Source organism: Kribbella sp. HUAS MG21 (assembly GCF_040254265.1).
GTDB lineage: Bacteria > Actinomycetota > Actinomycetes > Propionibacteriales > Kribbellaceae > Kribbella.
Window position 1 is genome coordinate 3,599,036 of sequence record NZ_CP158165.1, and the last position, 16,636, is coordinate 3,615,671.

Genomic DNA, 16,636 nt, shown 5'->3' on the forward strand with positions numbered 1-16,636 from the left:
GCCGGGGTTCGGTTCGCGGCGGCTGTCGGGAGTACGGGTCAGCGGTCGCCCATCGGGACGTACTGGACGCCGCGTTCGCCGGTGTAGATCTGCTTCGGGCGGGCGATCTTCTGGTCGCCGTCGCCGAGCATCTCCAGCCACTGGGCCAGCCAGCCGGAGGTCCGCGGGATCGCGAACAGGACGGTGAACATCTCCGGCGGGAACTGCAGGGCCTCGTAGATCAGGCCGGAGTAGAAGTCGACGTTCGGGTAGAGCTTGCGGGAGACGAAGTACTCGTCCTCCAGCGCGATCTTCTCCAGCTCGACGGCGATCTTCAGCAGCGGGTTGATCCCGGTCACCTCGAAGACGTCGTCGGCGGCCTTCTTGATGATCTTCGCGCGCGGGTCGTAGTTCTTGTAGACCCGGTGGCCGAAGCCCATCAGCCGCTCTTCGCCGCCCTTGACGCCCTCGATGAACGACGGCACGTTGTCGACCGAGCCGATCCGGCGGAGCATCTTCAGCACCGCCTCGTTGGCGCCGCCGTGCAGCGGGCCGTAGAGCGCGCCGATGCCGCCGGCCACCGCGGTGTACGGGTCGACCTGGGTCGAGCCGATCGCCCGGACCGCGTTGGTGGACGCGTTCTGCTCGTGGTCGGCGTGCAGGATGAACAGGATCTCCAGCGCGCGCACCAGCCGGTCGTCGGCGGCGTACTTCGGCTCGCTCATCTTGAACAGCATCGACAGGAAGTTCGCCGTGTAGCTCAGCTCGTTGTCCGGGTACACGTACGGCTTGCCCTGCGCGTGCCGGAACGCGAACGCGCCGAGCGTCGGCATCTTGGCGATCAGCCGCCGGATCTGCAGCGCCCGCGACTCCTCGTCGAAGATGTTGCGCGACTCCGGGTAGAACGTGGACAGCGCCCCGACCGAGGCCAGCAGCATGCCCATCGGGTGCGCGTCGTACCGGAAGCCCTGCATGAAGGTCTTCAGGTTCTCGTGCACGAACGTGTGATACGTCACGTCGTGCGCCCAGGCCTCGTACTCCGCCTTGTTCGGCAGCTTGCCGTTCACCAGGAGGTACGCCACCTCGAGGTAGTTCGACTGCTCGGCGAGCTGCTCGATCGGGTACCCGCGGTACTCCAGGACGCCCTTGTCGCCGTCGATGAAGGTGACGGAGGAGCGGCAGGACGCGGTGTTGACGAAGCCCGGGTCGTAGGTGGCCAGGCCACCGTCCCCGTCGGCCGCGCTGATCTGCTTGAGGTCTGCGGCACGGATGGTGCCATCGGTGATGGCAAGGTCGAAGTCCTTGCCGGTCCGGTTGTCCCGGACGGTGAGCGACTGTTCGGTCACAATGCCCTCTTCGGAAGCTGGCGTCATCGCCTGGATGAATGAGGGTAGATCAGCCGGCGGGACGCGGGTTCGGACTGCAATCTTCACCGCTAAACTAGTGCGGTCCTCAGCTGCTTCCAAGCCGGGGTCCCCTCGGCGTGTGGGCTCACTTTGACCCACGCGTACCGACGCCGGTATTCTGGGCTGCTGTTGTGCGTTCCAGGTCCGGTACCGACACCGTCGGGTCGGCTGACCGCTCGCCGACATCCAGTTTTGTTCACCTCTGAGAAACGAAGGTCAACGACCGTGCGCACGTACAGCCCGAAGCCTGCTGACGTCACCCGTGAGTGGCACGTGATCGACGCCACCGACGTCACGCTCGGTCGGCTCGCCGTCCAGATCGCCACCCTGCTGCGCGGCAAGCACAAGCCGACGTTCGCTCCGCACGTGGACGGCGGGGACTTCGTCGTCGTCGTCAACGCCTCCAAGGTGGCGCTGTCCGGCACCAAGCGGACCGACAAGCTGGCGTACCGCCACTCGGGGCACCCGGGTGGTCTGACCGCGACGCCGATCGGCGAGATCCTCGAGAAGGACCCGCGCAAGGCCGTCGAGAAGGCCGTCTGGGGCATGCTCCCGAAGAACCGCCTGAGCCGGAAGCTGCTGACCAAGCTGAAGGTGTACGCCGGTCCGGAGCACCCGCACACGGCCCAGCAGCCGAAGCCGTTCGAGATCACCCAGATCGCCCAGTAAGCGATCGACGAACCAGGTAAACGAGGATTCACAGCGTGAGCGACATCACCACCGAGACCGAAGAGTTCGACCCCGAGGTCCCCATCGACAGCGAGGGCCCGGTCGCCTACACCTCCGAGACCAACCCGGCTCCGGAGCAGCGCGCCGAGACGGGTCGGGTCGCGGTCATCAACCCGGCCGGCGCCACTGGTCGCCGCAAGGAGGCCGTCGCCCGCGTCCGGATCGTCCCGGGCACCGGCAAGTGGAAGATCAACGGGAAGGACCTCGACGTCTACTTCCCGAACAAGGTCCACCAGCAGCACGTGAACGAGCCGTTCGTCGTCGCGGGCCTCGAGGGCTCGTACGACGTGATCGCCCGGATCAACGGCGGCGGCATCACCGGCCAGGCCGGTGCGCTGCAGCTCGGCGTGGCCCGCTGCCTGAACGCGGCGGACCTCGAGGCCAACCGCCCGGGCCTGAAGAAGGCCGGTCTGCTCACCCGCGACGCGCGGATCAAGGAGCGCAAGAAGGCCGGTCTCAAGAAGGCCCGTAAGGCGCCTCAGTACAGCAAGCGCTGATCATCTGATGGGGCGTTTGTTCGGCACGGACGGAGTCCGTGGCCTGGCGAACGTGGACCTGACCGCGGAGCTGGCGCTCGACCTCTCGGTCGCGGCAGCTCACGTACTCGGCGAGGCCGGTGCCTTCGAAGGGCACCGGCCGCGCGCCGTTGTGGGCCGGGATCCGCGTGCCAGTGGTGAGTTCCTGGAAGCCGCCGTGGTGGCGGGTCTGGCCAGCGCCGGCGTCGACGTCGTCCGGCTCGGCGTCCTGCCGACCCCGGCCGTCGCGTACCTGACCGGCTCGACCGGCGCCGACCTGGGCGTGATGCTGTCCGCCAGCCACAACCCGATGCCGGACAACGGCATCAAGTTCCTGGCCCGCGGCGGGATCAAGCTCGACGACCGGATCGAGGACGCCATCGAAGCCCGGATGGGCGAGGAGTGGCAGCGTCCGACCGGCGCGGGTGTCGGCCGGGTGACCGACGACGGGCAAGGCTTCGAGACCTACGTCTCGCACCTGGTCCGCTCGGCGCCGAACCGGTTCGACGGCCTGAAGGTCGTCATCGACTGCGCGAACGGCGCCGCGTCCCAGACCGCGCCGGAGGCGCTGCGCCGGCTGGGCGCCGAGGTGATCACGGTCGCCGCCGACCCGGACGGCCTGAACATCAACCTGAACTGCGGCTCGACGCACATCGAGGGCCTGCAGCGCGAGGTCGTCGGCCACCGCGCCGACGTCGGCATCGCGCTCGACGGCGACGCGGACCGCTGCCTGGCGGTGGACGCGAACGGCGAACTCGTCGACGGCGACCAGATCCTCGCGGTGCTCGCGCTGGCGATGCGCGACAGCGGCCGGCTGTCGAACGACACCGTCGTCGCGACCGTGATGAGCAACCTGGGCTTCGTGCAGGCGATGGTCCGGGAGCGGATCGCGGTCGAGCAGACCAAGGTCGGCGACCGGTACGTGCTGGAGGCGATGAAGGCCGGCGGCCACAAGCTCGGCGGTGAGCAGTCCGGGCACGTGATCCTGTCCGACCACGCCACCACCGGCGACGGCACGCTGACCGCGGTCATGCTGCTCGCCCGGGTCGCCCAGACCGGCAAGACCCTGGCCGACCTGGCCGGCGCGATGACCCGGCTCCCGCAGGTCCTGGTCAACGTGAAGAACGTGGACAAGTCCCGCGCCGGCAGCGACCCGGCGGTCCAGTCCGCGGTCGCCGAAGCCACCACCCGGCTCGGCGACTCGGGCCGCGTCCTGCTCCGCCCGTCCGGCACCGAGCCGCTCGTCCGGGTGATGGTCGAGGCCGAGTCCTCCGACACCGCCCACGAGATCGCCCACTCGCTCGCCGACGTGGTCGCGTCCTCGCTGAAGCTCTGAAGTCCTGACATCGCGTACGCCGGAGACAGCACGTCTCCGGCGTACTCGCGTTTACGGGCGGAGTTCCGCCAGCCGACGCTCGGGGGCGGGCGCTGCCTCGGCGAGCAGCTGCGTGTACTCGTGCTGGGGGTTGAGGATCACGTCGTCGGCGGGGCCGTGTTCGACGACCGCGCCGCGGTACAGGACCATGATCTCGTCGCTGAAGTGGCGGGCGGTCGCCAGGTCGTGGGTGATGTAGAGGACGCCCAGGTTCTCCTCGCGCTGCAGCGTCGCCAGCAGGTTGAGGACGCCGAGGCGGATCGACACGTCGAGCATCGACACCGGCTCGTCCGCGACCAGGATCGCCGGCTCCGGGGCGAGCGCCCGGGCGATCGCGACCCGCTGCCGCTGGCCGCCGGACAGCTCGTGCGGCTTGCGGTGCGCGAAGTCCTCGTCCAGCCGGACCCGGCGGAGCAGCGACGTCACACGTTTTCCGACCTGCTCGCGCGTGAGCCCCGGGTGGTGCAGCTGCACCGGCCGCGCCAGGTGGTGCCCGATCGTGTGGTACGGGTTCAACGACGCGAACGGGTCCTGGAACACCATCTGGACGGCCTTCCGGTACGTCGCCGCGCGCGCACCGCGGTACTGCATCGGCTCGCCGTCGACCAGGATCGCCCCGAACGTCGGCCGCTCGAGCTGCAGCAGCAACTTGGCGATCGTCGACTTGCCCGATCCGGACTGCCCGACCAGCGCGATCGTCCGGCCCGGCGTCAGCTCGAAGCTCACGTGGTCGACGGCTCGCAGCTTGGTGGTCCGCAGCCCGTTGCGGAGCCGGTACTCCTTCACGACGTCACGCAGCTCCAGCACACTCATCCGGCCTCCACGGTCTGATCGGTCTCATCCAGCATCTCTTCGGCAGCGAACTCCCCGGTGCGGACGAAGTCGCCGCGGTCCCCGGTGAGGCTGGGGAAGGACGACAGCAAGCGCTTGGTGTACGGGTGTTTCGGCTGGCTGTAGAGCGTCAGCGCGTCGTCCAGCTCGACGATCACACCGGCCCGCATCACCGCGATCCGGTCGCTGATCTCGAGCAGCAGCGGCAGGTCGTGGGTGATGAAGACGACCGCGAACCCGAGCTCCGACCGCAGCCGGGTGATCTCGCGGAGGATCTCCCGCTGGACGACCACGTCGAGCGCGGTGGTCGGCTCGTCCATGATCAGCACCTGCGGCTCGAGGGCGAGCGCCATCGCGATCATCACCCGTTGCCGCATGCCGCCGGACAGTTCGTGCGGATACGCCCGCAGCCGGTCCCGGTCGACGCCGACGCGTTCGAGCAGCTCGGCACAGCGCTCCCGGCGTTCCGCCTTGCCCAGTTCGGGCCGGTGCGTGACGAACACGTCCTCGAGCTGCTCGGCGATCCGCAGTACCGGGTTGAGGGAGTTCATCGCGCCCTGGAAGACCATCGCGATCTTGTCCCAGCGGAACGCGCGCAGGTCGTCGCCGGCCAGCGTCGACAGGTCGACGTCGTACCCCTCACGCGAGGAGAACACGACGCGGCCGCCGGTGATCACCGCCGGCGGTTTCAGCAGCCGCGTGATTCCGTAGGCCAGCGTCGACTTTCCGCAACCGCTTTCCCCCGCGAGTCCGAGGATCTCGCCGCGTTCCAGGGTCAGGGAGACGTCCCGGACGGCGTGCACGGTGGTCTCGGCGAGGTAGTCGATGCTGAGGTTCTCGATGCTCAGGACACTCATCCGCGCACGCTCCATTTGTTGCGTTCGGCACGCGTCTGGGAACGCAGCTTCGGGTTGATGATCTCGTCGATCGAGAAGTTGATCAGCGACAGCGCGGCGCCGAACAGCGCGATCGCCAGGCCGGGCGGCGCGAACCACCACCAGGCGCCGAGCCGCAGCGCCAGCCCGTTCTGGGCGTAGAACAGCATCGTGCCCCAGGTGAACGACCCGGACGCGCCGAGCCCGAGGAACGACAGCCCGGCCTCGCCGAGGATCGCGAAGATCACCGCGAACACGACCTGCGACGCGAGCAGCGGGATCAGGTTCGGCAGGATCTCCACGAGCAGGATCCGCCAGCGTTTCTCGCCGCCGATCCTTGCCGCGAGCACATAGTCCCGGCTGCGGACGCTGAGCGTGTAGCCGCGCAGCACGCGTGCCGACCCGGCCCAGCTGGTGATCGCGAGCACGGCGGCCACCAGCCAGATCGACTTGTTCGGTACGTAGCTGGAGATCACGATCACCAGCGGCAGCCCGGGGATCACCAGCATGATGTTGGTGAGCAGCGAGAACGCCTCGTCGGTCCAGCCGCCGACGAACGCGCCGACGACACCGAAGAACGCCGACAGCAGCAGCGTGATCGCCCCGACCACGACGCCGATGATCAGCGAACCGCGGGTGGCGTACGCGAGCTGCGCGAACACGTCCTGCCCGCTCTGCGTGGTGCCGAGCAGGAAACCGTTCCCCGGCCCGGTCAGCCCGAGGTCCCGGACCGTCGACGGGTTGCCGACCAGCAACGGACCGACGACGCCGAAGAGGATGATCAGGCCGGCGATCGTCAGCCCGACGCCGAGTTTGAGGGTCATCGGCGGCAGCCGGCGCCGGGCCGGTGCCCCGGTCGTGGCCGCCTGCGCCGCCCCTTCAGTGGTGATGGCCATGCACACCCTTCCCTAGGACCGCGCACGCGTGCGGGGATCGATGACGCCGTACAGCAGGTCGACGAGCAGGTTCGCGCCGAGGACGGCGAGCGTGATGATCAGGAAAACGCCCTGCATCAGCGCGTAGTCGTTGTTGTTCACGGCAAGCAACAGTGCGGAGCCGATCCCGGGGTACGAGAAGACGGCCTCGGTGACGATCGAGCCCGCGACCACGAAACCGAGCGAGATCGCGAACCCGGAAACCGAGGGCAGGATCGCGTTCCGGGCGACGTACCGGGAGCGGATCCGGCGCGGGGTCAGGCCCTTCGCCTCGGCGGTCACGACGAAGTCCTCGGACAGCGTCGAGACCATCATGTTGCGCATCCCGAGCATCCAGCCGCCGATCGACGAGAGCACGATCGTCAGCGCCGGCAGCGCACCGTGGTACAGCACCGACTGCACGAACGGCAGGCTCCAGCCGGGCGTCACGGCGTACACGTCGTACCCGCCGTTCAGCGGGAAGACCGGCCAGGTGCTGCCGAGCAGGAACAGCAGCAGCAGCGCGAGCCAGAAGTACGGCACCGACTGCAGCATCGTGGTGAGCGGGATGAGGTTGTCGACCCAGGAACCGCGCCGCCAGCCGGCGGCGCGTCCCAGCAGGATCCCGACAGCGAACGAGATCACCGTCGCGAGACCGATCAGACCGACGGTCCATGGCAGCGTCTGCCCGATCACCTGCGACACCGGGGACGGGAAGAACGCGATCGAGGTACCGAGGTCGCCGGTGACCAGTTGGTGCAGGTACGTCCGGTACTGGTCCCAGAGCGACGCGTTCGTGTCGGTGCCGAGCAGCGCCTGGATGGCGTCCCGGGTCGTCGGGGTGACCGGGCCCTTGGTGGCCAGCTTCGACAGCATGAGATCGACCGGGTTCCCCGGCATCAGCCGGGGAATCAGGAAGTTCAGCGTCAGCGCGGCCCACAGGGCGGCGACGTAGAAGGCGAGCTTGCGGAGGAGGTAGCGCACGGCGGGCCCGCGGTCAGGCGGCGGGCTTGATCGTCTTGAGGACGATGCCGGCGTCCCACGCCTTCCAGGCCGCGGGCAGGACGTACAGGTTGTCCTTGGTCGGCCAGCCGGTCGCGCGGGAGGTGTTGAACTCGGTCAGCATCGAGTTCACGTAGACCGGGATGTACGGCAGCTGGTCCGCGATCACGTCCTGGATCTTGGCGTACTCCGCCTTCTGCGCGGCCTTGTCCGTCGTACCGGCGGCGACCTTGAGCGCGGCGTCGACGACCGGGTTCGAGAACCGCGCCTGGTTGCCGGAGGTGGCGGTCTTGCCGACCGGCGCGGTGTTCACGGTGGCGAGCTTGCCGTCGTAGGTGAAGTACGGGTTCGTGGAGGCGCCGAGGCCGACCGAGTCGAGCGACAGCTGGAACTTGCCGTTGGTCTGCGCGGCGTTCCACTCGTTCCAGGAGACCTGACTGGGCTTGAGCTCGATGCCGACCGCGGCCAGCTGCTGCTTGAGCGTGTCGTTGATCGAGATGTAGTCGCTCCAGCCGGTGACGGTCTGGATCGTCAGCGACAGCCGCTGACCGGCCTTGGTCCGTACGCCGTCACCGCCCTTCGTCCAGCCGGCCGCGTCGAGGAGCTTGTTCGCCTCGGCGGCGTCCGCGCTCTGCGGGAGCTTCGCCTTGGCCGGATCCGCGATCCACTCGTCGTCGCGGCCGGGGAGCAGCAGGGTCGGCGACCCGACGCCGGCGACACCACCACCGGCGAGCTTGGCCAGCTGCTCGCGGTTCATCGCGAGGTAGATCGCCTTGCGTACGGCGGGATCGGTCTGCGGCCCTGCGCAACCCAGCTGCGCGTTCGAGCACGTCACGATGACGGTCGTCATCACGGGCGTGTTCACGTACGTCAGGTTCTTGCCCGACTTGATGATGTTGTCGATCCCGGGCAGGTAGGCGCTCGCCCAGTCGACCTTGCCCGCGACCAGCGCGGCGCTGGCGGCGTCCGCGGACGTCACCGGGAGGTAGCGGACCTCCTTGATCTCGGGCTTGCCCTGCTCCCAGTACTGGTCGTTCTTGGTCAGCACGAAGCTCTGCGGCGTGTACGACTTCACCTTGAACGGGCCGGTGCCGACCGGGTTCTTGTTCAGGTTCGTGGTCGGGTCCTTGATGTCCTTCCAGATGTGCTCGGGCACGATCGCCTGGTTGGCGAGGACGGCCGGCTCCTGCATCAGCGACTTCGACTTGAACGTCAGTACGGCGGTGTCGTCGGCGGTCGCCTTGGCGGTCGCGGCGAGGCCGGACGGGTTCAGCGCGGGGGTCTTCGCGACCAGGTTGAACGTGAACGCGACGTCCTTCGCGGTGAACGGCCGGCCGTCGTTCCACTTCACGTCGCGGCGGGTCTTGATCGTGAGTTCGGTCCCGGCGGCGTTCCACGAGTAGCCGGTCGCGAGCATCGGCGTCGGGTCGGCCTGCTTGGCGAAGTTGTACCAGTACAGCGGCTCGTAGATGACGCCCAGCGTCGGCTGCAGGGCGGTGCTGCTGAACGGGTTGAAGTTCTCGGCGGTGATGTCGCCTGCCGCGACGGTCACGGAGCCGTCCTTGGCGGCGGCCTGGTTGCCGGCGCCGTTGCCGTTGCCGGTGCCGGAGCACGCGGTCAGCAGGAGCGCGGTGGCGGTCGCGGCGGCAGCGGCGCTCACCAGGCGCCGTACCCGGGGGCGTGTCGTCGGGGTCCGGAGCATTGATCGATTCCTTTCCAACGCGGTCGTCGAACGCGTCACCCGGCACCCGCCAGGGAAGCTGGCCGTAACTTAGTTCGCCTAATTAACAAGGCGCAAGAGGTCAGTCAGGTAACGATTCGACAGCGGAGCGTGGGAAAGGGCGGTACTACGCCGAGATCGCGCGCTCGGAGCGGAGCATCATCAGGGCGGCGCCGATCGCTGCGGCGTCGTGGCCGCGCTCGTCGAGCACCACCTCGGTGTTCACGGCCCGCCCGAACGCGGAGCTCATGATCCGGTCCTGGATGATCGGCAGGTAGATCGTCCCGGCGACCGCGAACGCGGGCCCGGTCAGCACCAGTAGCTGGACGTCGTACAGGTTCGTGATCGCCTGCGCGCCGAGCGCCAGCCAGGACGCCGAGTCCCGCAGGATCGCCTCGGCCCGCGAGTCCCCGGTCAGCGCCAGCCGGGCGATGGCCGCGAACGCCGGCACCCCGGTACGGCGCTGCGCACCGAGGTCGAGCCCCGCGGCACGCGCCTTCGCGACCACGGTGGCGGGCCCGGCGATCGCCTCCAGGCACCCGGTGCTGCCGCACCAGCACTCCGGGCCGCCGATCTGCACGCAGATGTGCCCGACCTCGCCGGCGTTGCCGTGCGCGCCCTGGTAGACGTTGCCGTTCAGCCGCAGGCCGGACCCGATGCCCTCGCTCATGAACAGCGCGGCCATCACCGAGACGTCGTGGCTGGTGGTCAGCCGGGTGCCCGCGGCGGCCGCGGTCGCGTCGTTCTCGAGCAGCGCCGGCAGGCCGAGCCGTTCCTCGAGCCGGCGATGGATCGGGAAGTCGACCCAGCGTTCCATCGACGGCGGCGCGGACGTGACGCCGAGGTTGCGGATCAGCGGCCCGGGGCAGACGAAGCCGAGGCCGAGGACGAGCGACGAGTCGATCCCGGAGCGCTCGATCAGCTGGGTGGTCTCGGTCGCGATCCGCTCGACGACCTGCTCGGGGTCGCTGTCGTCGCCCGGTCCGGCGCGGCGCCAGCGGGCGACGACCCCGCCGGCGTAGTCGACCAGCACGTACGTCAGGCTGTCGACGCTCAGGTGGACGCCGACGACGTACCGCGCGGTCGCCCGGATCCGGAGCATCGTGCGAGGCTTGCCGCCGGTGGACGAGCCGCGCCCGGCCTCCGCGACCAGGCCGTCGTCGATCAGCCGGCGGACCACGGTGGTCACCGACGGCGCCGTGAGTCCGGTGATCTGGGTGAGTTCCACCCGGCTGACCGTGCCCGCGGAGCGGATGCTGTCCACAATGAGGGCACGGCTGTTCGTCGGCGCCGGGTCGTAACCGGGCGATCGCGACGCGTCGCTGACCTGCTGCATCGGGAGATCCGCTCTCTGCTAGTTAGTTAGGTCTGTGAATATAGTGGCTTCGGTGGCCTTGGAGGGCAGTGTATGCAGGACGTGACGTCGCGCGAGCGCATCGCCGGGCTGGTACTGGCGCGTCCCGACCGGTTGCTCGGGATGGAGCCGTTCATGGCCGATGTCGTCCAGGGGATCGAGGAGGTCTTCGACGGACGGCGGGTCAGCCTGTTGATCGAGTTCGCCGCGGACATCGCCGAGGAGATCCGGATCTGGCGGCGCTGGGTGGCCAACGACCACGTCGACGGCATCGTGATGGTCGATCTCCGGACCAGCGACCCGCGGCTCGCCGAACTCGAGGGGCTCGGCGTACCGGCGGTGCTGCTCGGCGGGCCGGAGCTGCAGGCGCCGATCACCAATGTGCTGGTCGACAACGCCGAGGGCGCCCGCGCCGCCGTGCGCGCGCTCGCCGACCTCGGGCACCGCGACATCGCCCGGGTGAGCGGTCCGCGCGACATGCTGCACTGCCAGGCCCGCGACGCCGCGTTCATGCAGACCTGCGCGGAGCGGGACGTGCGGGGGCGGGTGATCGAGGGTGACTACTCGGAGGACTCCGGCCGCAAGGCGACGGCCGCGTTGCTCGCCGGCGGCGAGGTCCCGACGGCGGTTGTCTACGACAACGACCTGATGGCGATCGGCGGTCTCGCGGCGGCGAAGGAAAACGGTGTCGGAATCCCGGAAATGCTGTCCGTGATCGCTTGGGACGACACGGCGGTCGCCCGGTTGGCGCACCCGCCGCTGAGCGTGGTGACGGTCGACGTGCACGGCCTCGGCACGATCGTCGGCGAGGCGATCCTCACGGCCATGGACGGCGGCGGGGTCACCACGTACCAGGTCCCGAAGCCGACGATCCGGCTCGCTCGGTCCACCGCGGAGCCCGGGGGTCGGTGAGCCTTGGAGCATCGGGAGCTGGAGCTGTTCCTGCATCTGGCGCGGACGCTCAACTACGGGCGGACGAGTCTGGAGTGTCATGTCAGTGCGGCGACGCTGACGCGGACGATCCAGCGGCTGGAGACGCGGGTCGGGGCGCAGTTGCTCGATCGCGGGCCGCGGGGTGTCGTACTCACGGCGGAAGGTCGGCGCTTCACGACGTACGCGGAGCAAGCTCTTGAGCTGTGGGCGGATTACCGCGCCGCGTCAGCCGAGCCGCCTGACCTGACCGGTGAACTGCGGATCTTCGCGACCGTCACCGCCTGCCAGACCTTGCTGCCCGGCCTCCTCGCGCCGCTGCGGGAGGCGCATCCGCAGATCCGCCTGGACATCCGCACGGGTGATGCGGCCGCCGCGCTCGCGCGCCTCGACGAGGGCGAGGTCGACGCCGCCGTTGCCGGCATCCCGCACCGCTTGCCGCACACGCTGGTCACCCACCCCGTCGCCATCACCGACCTCGTCCTCGTCACCGCCCGAGACACCGTTCCCGACGCAGTTTCCGGCGCAGTTTCCGACAGCGTTTCCGGTGCCGTTTCCGAAGGCGTTTCCGGTGGTGGGCCGTACGTCGTTCCGGCTCGGGGGCTGGTGCGCGAGAGCGCGTTCCGATGGTTCCGGAAAATGGGGGTCAAGCCAACGATCGCCGCGGAACCCGACGGGCACGAGGCGCTGCTCGCGCTGGTGGCGCTGGGATGTGGCGTCGGCGTCGTACCGCGGCTGGTGCTCGAGTCGTCCGCCGTGCGCGATCAGCTGGTCGAGCTGCCCGCGGACCTGGAACCGCTCACGATCGGGCTGTGCGCCCGCCGCGCCGACCTGCACCGGCCTTTGGTCGCCGCGCTCTGGGCTCTGCGACCGTAGCGCCCGGCGACAGCTTCGCCGGAACGAGCTGCGGCGGCAGGGGCTCCGCGCCCTCGAGCTGGCGGATCAAGGCCTCGGTGCCGAGCTGGCCGAGTTCGGGACCCGGCGTACGCATCATCGTGAGCTCCGGATCCGTCATCGCGGCCGTCTCGGGGACCGTCAGCAGCGACAGGACGGAGTACTCGCCGGGGACGTCGTGACCGGCCCGCTTGAGGCCTGACACCACCCCGAGGGCGGCGTACTCGTTGAGGACCACGATCGCGGTCGTCTCCGGGTGTTGCGCGACCAGCCGTTCGGCAGCCACCTGACCGGCCTGCGTGGTGTCCGAGCAGGGGAGGACCACGACCGGCAGCTCGTACGACGCGGCGACGCGCCGGTACGCCTCCTCGATCCGGACCCACGGGCCGTAGGCGTGGAACCGCGGATCCTCCAGATCGCCGGAGATCAGCGCCAGCTCGCGATGCCCGAGCTCGTGGAGATACCGCACGGCGTCCTCGACCGTGGTGTCGAAGTCGATGTCCACATGCGACAACCCGTCCAGTTCCGTCGTCCGGCCGATCATCGCGAACGGCGTCCCGGCCTGCTGCAGTACGTCGACCCGTGGATCGTCCAGCTGCACCTCCATCAGGACGACGCCGTCGACCAGGCCCTGCCCGAGCAGCTCGCGCAGCTCGACGCCGTCGTTGCCGACCGGCCAGAGCACGAGGTGGTAGTCCTCTTTGCGCGCCGCGTCGGCCGCGCTGGTGAAGAACTCCGCGGTCGACATCCCGAACCGGTGCTCGAGCGCCGGGTAGGCCATCGCGATGATGTGCGTCCGCCGGCTCGCCAGCGCGCGGGCGACGACGTTGCGCCGGTAGCCGAGCTCGGCCATCGCCTGCTCGATCCGGGCCCGGGTCGCGGCCGTCACCGGCTTCGTGTCGTTCAGCAGGAACGAGACGGTGGCGATCGAGACGCCCGCCCGTTGCGCGACGTCCCGCATGGTGACCATCGATTCACCACCTCCGAACCCTTGACAGCGATGTGACGTAGGGAACATAGTCCTTCAACGCCTCAGTTAAGCGGTTTACCGCCAAATCCACAAGCTCGTCCCCCACTTCCACGTCCATCGGTTAAACGCTTTGAAGGAGTCCGATGTCATGATCAGCAAGCGGATCGCCGCCGCGCTGGCGGGTGCGACGACGGTGTCGCTCCTGCTGGCCGCCTGCGGTGACAACGGCGGCGGCCAGTCGTCCACCTCCGGCGACAGCGTCAAGAGCCTCACCGTCCTGGACTACTACAACAACGACCCGGACAAGTCCCTTGTGCAGAAGGGCCTCGACGCCTGTGCGTCGGAGCTCGGCATCACCATCCAGCGGGAGACGGTGCCTGGTGACACCTTGATCCAGAAGGTGCTGCAGCAGGCCTCGTCGAAGACGCTGCCCGACGTGCTGATGCTCGACAACCCCGACGTCCAGCAGATCGCGGCGACCGGCGCGCTGGCGCCGCTGAACGACCTGGGCCTGAACGCGGACGGCGTCATCCAGGGCATGGTCGACGCGACGTCGTACGACGGCAAGCTCTACGGGCTGGCGCCGGTGACGAACACGATCGCGCTGTTCTACAACAAGGACATGCTGGCGGCGGCCGGTGTGCAGCCGCCGAAGACCTGGGACGAGCTGAAGGCGGCGGCGAAGAAGCTCACCAAACCCGGCCGGTACGGCATCGCGTTCAACGCCAACGCGACGTACGAGGGCTCCTGGCAGTTCCTGCCGGCAATGTGGACCAACGGCGGCGACGAGACCGATCTGACCAGCCCGCAGGTGGCCGAAGCCCTGCAGCTGTGGGTCGATCTGGTGCAGTCGGGTTCCGCGTCGAAGAGCGTCATCAACTGGACGCAGGGCGACGCGAAGGACCAGTTCGTGGCCGGCAAGGCCGCGATGATGGTGAACGGGCCGTGGCAGATCCCGGCGCTGGAGAAGTTCCCGAACATCAAGTGGGACGTGGTCACGTTCCCGCTGAACAAGCCCGCCCAGACGCCGGTCGCGCCGCTCGGCGGCGAGGCCTGGACGGTGCCGCTGAACAAGGACCAGGCCAAGCAGCAGAAGGCCGCCGACTTCGTGAAGTGCCTGAACTCGGACACGAACGAACTGGCCTGGGCGAAGGCCCGGTTCACCATCCCGACCAAGACCGCGCTGCACGACCAGTACGTCAAGGAAGTGCCGTCGATGAAGGCGTTCACCGAGCAGGTGAAGACCGCCCGGGCACGGACCGGCAAGCTGGGCGACAAGTGGCCGGAGGCCGCGAAGGTGATCTACCAGGCGATCCAGCTCGCGCTGACCGGCAAGGCCTCGGCCCAGGACGCCTTCAAGCAGGCGTCCGGCGGCTGATCGCGATGGCGACGCTGACCCGTACGACGCGTACGAGCACGGCCGGCCGCGCGCGGGTGCGCGGCCGGCGGCACCGGGGCGAGGACCTCACCAAGGTGCTGTTCGTGCTGCCGGCCGTGGTGGCGATGGTGGCGCTGTTCGGCTACCCGGTGGTGAAGAACCTGCTGATGAGCCTGCAGGACTACGGGCTGCGGACGTTCTTCACCGGCGAGGCGCCGTGGGTCGGGCTGAAGAACTACAGCGCGGTGGTGACCGACAAGCTGTTCTCGGACGCGATGCTGAACACCGCCCTGTTCACGATCGGGTCGATCGCGTTCCAGTTCGTGATCGGCCTCGGCCTGGCACTGTTTTTCCGGCAGCGTTTTCCGCTCGGCGGGCTGCTCCGCTCGCTGCTCCTGCTGCCGTGGCTGCTGCCGTTGATCGTGTCGAGTGCGACCTGGCGGTCGATCCTCGAGCAGGACAGCGGGATCCTGAACCGGACGCTGACCGGGATCGGCGTGATCGACGACCCGGTGCCCTGGCTGAACTCGCCGTCGGTCGCGCTGATCGCGGTGATCGGCGTGAACATCTGGATCGGCATCCCGTTCAACGTGACGCTGCTGTACTCCGGTCTCGCGGAGATCCCCGACGAGCTCTACGAGGCCGGACAGCTCGACGGGGCGACCGGGTGGCGGGCGTTCTGGTACATCACCTGGCCGAACCTGCGGGCGGTCGCGAGCGTGCTGCTGATGCTCGGCGTCGTCTACACGATCAAGGTCCTGGACATCATCCTCGGCCTCACCGGCGGCGGGCCGGCGAACGCGACGCAGACGCTGGCCACCCAGTCGTACGAGAAGTCCTTCGTGGACTTCCGGTTCGGCCAGGGCGCGGCGCTGTCCAACATCCTGATCGCGATCTCGTTCGTGTTCGCGATCTTCTACCTGCGCGGCACCCGTCGCGCCGTCGACGAGTAGGAGGACCTGATGCGACGGACGACGTACACCGTGATCGGCGTGCTGGTCCTGTGCGTGATGCTGTTCCCGGTCTACTGGATGGTGAACGCCTCGCTGCAGCCGTCCGGAAACACTCTGACGGCCGGTTTCCTGCCGCTGAACCCGACGTTTTCCGGCTATAAGCGGGCCCTGGACGAGCAGGGCGGGAACCTGGTCACGAGCATGATCATCGCGGCCGGGACGGTCGTGCTGAGCCTGGCGATCGCGACGCCGTGCGCGTACGCGCTGTCGCAGTTCCGGTCCCGGTGGGTGTCGATCGGGCTGCTGGCGATCCTGATCTCGCAGATGATCCCGGGGATCGTGATCGCGAACGCGCTGTACACGGCCTACGAGCGGCTCGGCCTGCTGAACTCGATCCCGGGGCTGATCGTGGCGAACTGCAGCAGCGGGATCCCGTTCGCGATCCTGATCCTGCGGTCGTTCATGCTCTCGCTGCCGCCGTCGCTGGTGGAGGCCGCGCGGGTCGACGGCGCCGGCCTGTTCCGGGCGTTCGTGGCGATCGTGCTGCCGATCAGCAAGAACTCGCTGATCACGGCCGGACTCTTCAGTTTCCTGTTTTCCTGGAGCGATTTCCTGTTCGCGCTGACGCTGACCACCAAGGGCGGCGTCCGGCCGGTGACGCTGGGCATCTACCAGTACCTCGGCACGCAGGTGCAGAACTGGAACGCGGTGATGGCGACCGCGGTGCTCTCGGCGGTCCCGGCCATCGTGCTGCTGGTCGCCGCGCAGAAGTACATCGCCGCCGGTGCCATCGGCGGAGCCGTCAAATAAC

16 protein-coding genes are annotated in these 16,636 nt (G+C 68.8%); 8 read left to right on the top strand and 8 right to left on the bottom strand.

Going from position 1 to position 16,636, the window contains the following annotated elements; genetic code table 11:
• Positions 1-38 precede the first annotated feature (38 nt).
• Positions 39-1,325: a citrate synthase gene (locus ABN611_RS17685; protein ID WP_350280965.1), complete on the bottom strand. Its 1,287-nt coding sequence runs from the start codon at positions 1,323-1,325 to the stop codon at positions 39-41.
• 285 nt (positions 1,326-1,610) lie between these two features.
• On the opposite strand from ABN611_RS17685, the gene rplM reads away from it, so the two are divergent.
• Genes rplM through glmM form a run of 3 tightly spaced genes read left to right on the top strand, consistent with a single transcriptional unit; the run spans position 1,611 to position 3,965 of the window.
• Positions 1,611-2,054 (top strand): 50S ribosomal protein L13, encoded by a 444-nt coding sequence (gene rplM, locus ABN611_RS17690; protein ID WP_132318789.1) that lies wholly within the window; start codon positions 1,611-1,613, stop codon positions 2,052-2,054.
• Positions 2,055-2,089: 35 nt separating this feature from the next.
• Positions 2,090-2,611, top strand: coding sequence for a 30S ribosomal protein S9 (gene rpsI, locus ABN611_RS17695; protein ID WP_141854750.1), 522 nt, complete (start codon positions 2,090-2,092; stop codon positions 2,609-2,611).
• Between the two features lie 7 nt (positions 2,612-2,618).
• Positions 2,619-3,965 (top strand): phosphoglucosamine mutase, encoded by a 1,347-nt coding sequence (glmM, locus tag ABN611_RS17700; RefSeq protein ID WP_350280966.1) that lies wholly within the window; start codon positions 2,619-2,621, stop codon positions 3,963-3,965.
• Between the two features lie 51 nt (positions 3,966-4,016).
• Here the strand turns inward: glmM and ABN611_RS17705 are convergent, their stop codons facing one another.
• The 6 genes from ABN611_RS17705 to ABN611_RS17730 form a co-directional block, all read right to left on the bottom strand.
• Positions 4,017-4,817 carry an ATP-binding cassette domain-containing protein gene (locus ABN611_RS17705; protein ID WP_350280967.1) on the bottom strand — a complete coding sequence of 267 codons (801 nt, stop codon included), beginning with the start codon at positions 4,815-4,817 and terminating at the stop codon, positions 4,017-4,019.
• A complete protein-coding gene (locus tag ABN611_RS17710; RefSeq protein ID WP_350280968.1) occupies positions 4,814-5,692 on the bottom strand; it encodes an ABC transporter ATP-binding protein in 879 nt (292 codons plus the stop codon). The genes ABN611_RS17705 and ABN611_RS17710 overlap by 4 nt, the downstream gene beginning before the upstream one ends.
• On the bottom strand, positions 5,689-6,606 hold the full coding sequence (locus ABN611_RS17715) for an ABC transporter permease (RefSeq protein WP_350280969.1): 918 nt from the start codon (positions 6,604-6,606) through the stop codon (positions 5,689-5,691). The genes ABN611_RS17710 and ABN611_RS17715 overlap by 4 nt, the downstream gene beginning before the upstream one ends.
• A gap of 12 nt (positions 6,607-6,618) precedes the next feature.
• On the bottom strand, positions 6,619-7,608 hold the full coding sequence (locus ABN611_RS17720) for an ABC transporter permease (RefSeq protein WP_350280970.1): 990 nt from the start codon (positions 7,606-7,608) through the stop codon (positions 6,619-6,621).
• A gap of 13 nt (positions 7,609-7,621) precedes the next feature.
• Positions 7,622-9,328 (bottom strand): ABC transporter substrate-binding protein, encoded by a 1,707-nt coding sequence (locus tag ABN611_RS17725; RefSeq protein ID WP_350280971.1) that lies wholly within the window; start codon positions 9,326-9,328, stop codon positions 7,622-7,624.
• A gap of 145 nt (positions 9,329-9,473) precedes the next feature.
• Positions 9,474-10,682: an ROK family transcriptional regulator gene (locus ABN611_RS17730; RefSeq protein ID WP_350280972.1), complete on the bottom strand. Its 1,209-nt coding sequence runs from the start codon at positions 10,680-10,682 to the stop codon at positions 9,474-9,476.
• A 72-nt stretch (positions 10,683-10,754) separates the two neighbouring features.
• Here ABN611_RS17730 and ABN611_RS17735 point away from each other — a divergent pair, with 72 nt between their 5' ends.
• On the top strand, positions 10,755-11,612 hold the full coding sequence (locus ABN611_RS17735) for a substrate-binding domain-containing protein (protein WP_350280973.1): 858 nt from the start codon (positions 10,755-10,757) through the stop codon (positions 11,610-11,612).
• 3 nt (positions 11,613-11,615) lie between these two features.
• Complete coding sequence (ilvY, locus tag ABN611_RS17740; protein ID WP_350280974.1) at positions 11,616-12,506, top strand: HTH-type transcriptional activator IlvY; 891 nt, start codon at positions 11,616-11,618, stop codon at positions 12,504-12,506.
• Here the strand turns inward: ilvY and ABN611_RS17745 are convergent.
• Positions 12,430-13,494, bottom strand: coding sequence for a LacI family DNA-binding transcriptional regulator (locus ABN611_RS17745; protein WP_350280975.1), 1,065 nt, complete (start codon positions 13,492-13,494; stop codon positions 12,430-12,432). The two genes, ilvY and ABN611_RS17745, sit on opposite strands and share 77 nt — an antisense overlap.
• A gap of 148 nt (positions 13,495-13,642) precedes the next feature.
• Between ABN611_RS17745 and ABN611_RS17750 the strand changes: the two genes are divergently transcribed.
• Genes ABN611_RS17750 through ABN611_RS17760 form a run of 3 tightly spaced genes read left to right on the top strand, consistent with a single transcriptional unit; the run spans position 13,643 to position 16,635 of the window.
• Positions 13,643-14,872 (top strand): ABC transporter substrate-binding protein, encoded by a 1,230-nt coding sequence (locus tag ABN611_RS17750; protein ID WP_350280976.1) that lies wholly within the window; start codon positions 13,643-13,645, stop codon positions 14,870-14,872.
• Between the two features lie 5 nt (positions 14,873-14,877).
• A complete protein-coding gene (locus tag ABN611_RS17755; protein WP_350280977.1) occupies positions 14,878-15,825 on the top strand; it encodes a sugar ABC transporter permease in 948 nt (315 codons plus the stop codon).
• Positions 15,826-15,834: 9 nt separating this feature from the next.
• Positions 15,835-16,635 (top strand): carbohydrate ABC transporter permease, encoded by an 801-nt coding sequence (locus ABN611_RS17760; RefSeq protein ID WP_350280978.1) that lies wholly within the window; start codon positions 15,835-15,837, stop codon positions 16,633-16,635.
• The last annotated feature ends 1 nt before the right edge of the window (position 16,636 follow it).

Excerpts from the sequence above, each read along its gene's own strand:
- ABN611_RS17725 (WP_350280971.1), bottom strand. The coding sequence starts at position 9,328 with ATGCTCCGGACCCCGACGACACGCCCCCGGGTACGGCGCCTGGTGAGC.
- ABN611_RS17715 (WP_350280969.1), bottom strand. The coding sequence starts at position 6,606 with ATGGCCATCACCACTGAAGGGGCGGCGCAGGCGGCCACGACCGGGGCA.
- ABN611_RS17730 (WP_350280972.1), bottom strand. The coding sequence starts at position 10,682 with ATGCAGCAGGTCAGCGACGCGTCGCGATCGCCCGGTTACGACCCGGCG.
- ABN611_RS17760 (WP_350280978.1), top strand. The coding sequence starts at position 15,835 with ATGCGACGGACGACGTACACCGTGATCGGCGTGCTGGTCCTGTGCGTG.
- ABN611_RS17745 (WP_350280975.1), bottom strand. The coding sequence starts at position 13,494 with ATGGTCACCATGCGGGACGTCGCGCAACGGGCGGGCGTCTCGATCGCC.
- glmM (WP_350280966.1), top strand. The coding sequence starts at position 2,619 with ATGGGGCGTTTGTTCGGCACGGACGGAGTCCGTGGCCTGGCGAACGTG.
- ABN611_RS17755 (WP_350280977.1), top strand. The coding sequence starts at position 14,878 with ATGGCGACGCTGACCCGTACGACGCGTACGAGCACGGCCGGCCGCGCG.
- ABN611_RS17705 (WP_350280967.1), bottom strand. The coding sequence starts at position 4,817 with ATGAGTGTGCTGGAGCTGCGTGACGTCGTGAAGGAGTACCGGCTCCGC.
- ABN611_RS17710 (WP_350280968.1), bottom strand. The coding sequence starts at position 5,692 with ATGAGTGTCCTGAGCATCGAGAACCTCAGCATCGACTACCTCGCCGAG.
- ABN611_RS17735 (WP_350280973.1), top strand. The coding sequence starts at position 10,755 with ATGCAGGACGTGACGTCGCGCGAGCGCATCGCCGGGCTGGTACTGGCG.
- ABN611_RS17750 (WP_350280976.1), top strand. The coding sequence starts at position 13,643 with ATGATCAGCAAGCGGATCGCCGCCGCGCTGGCGGGTGCGACGACGGTG.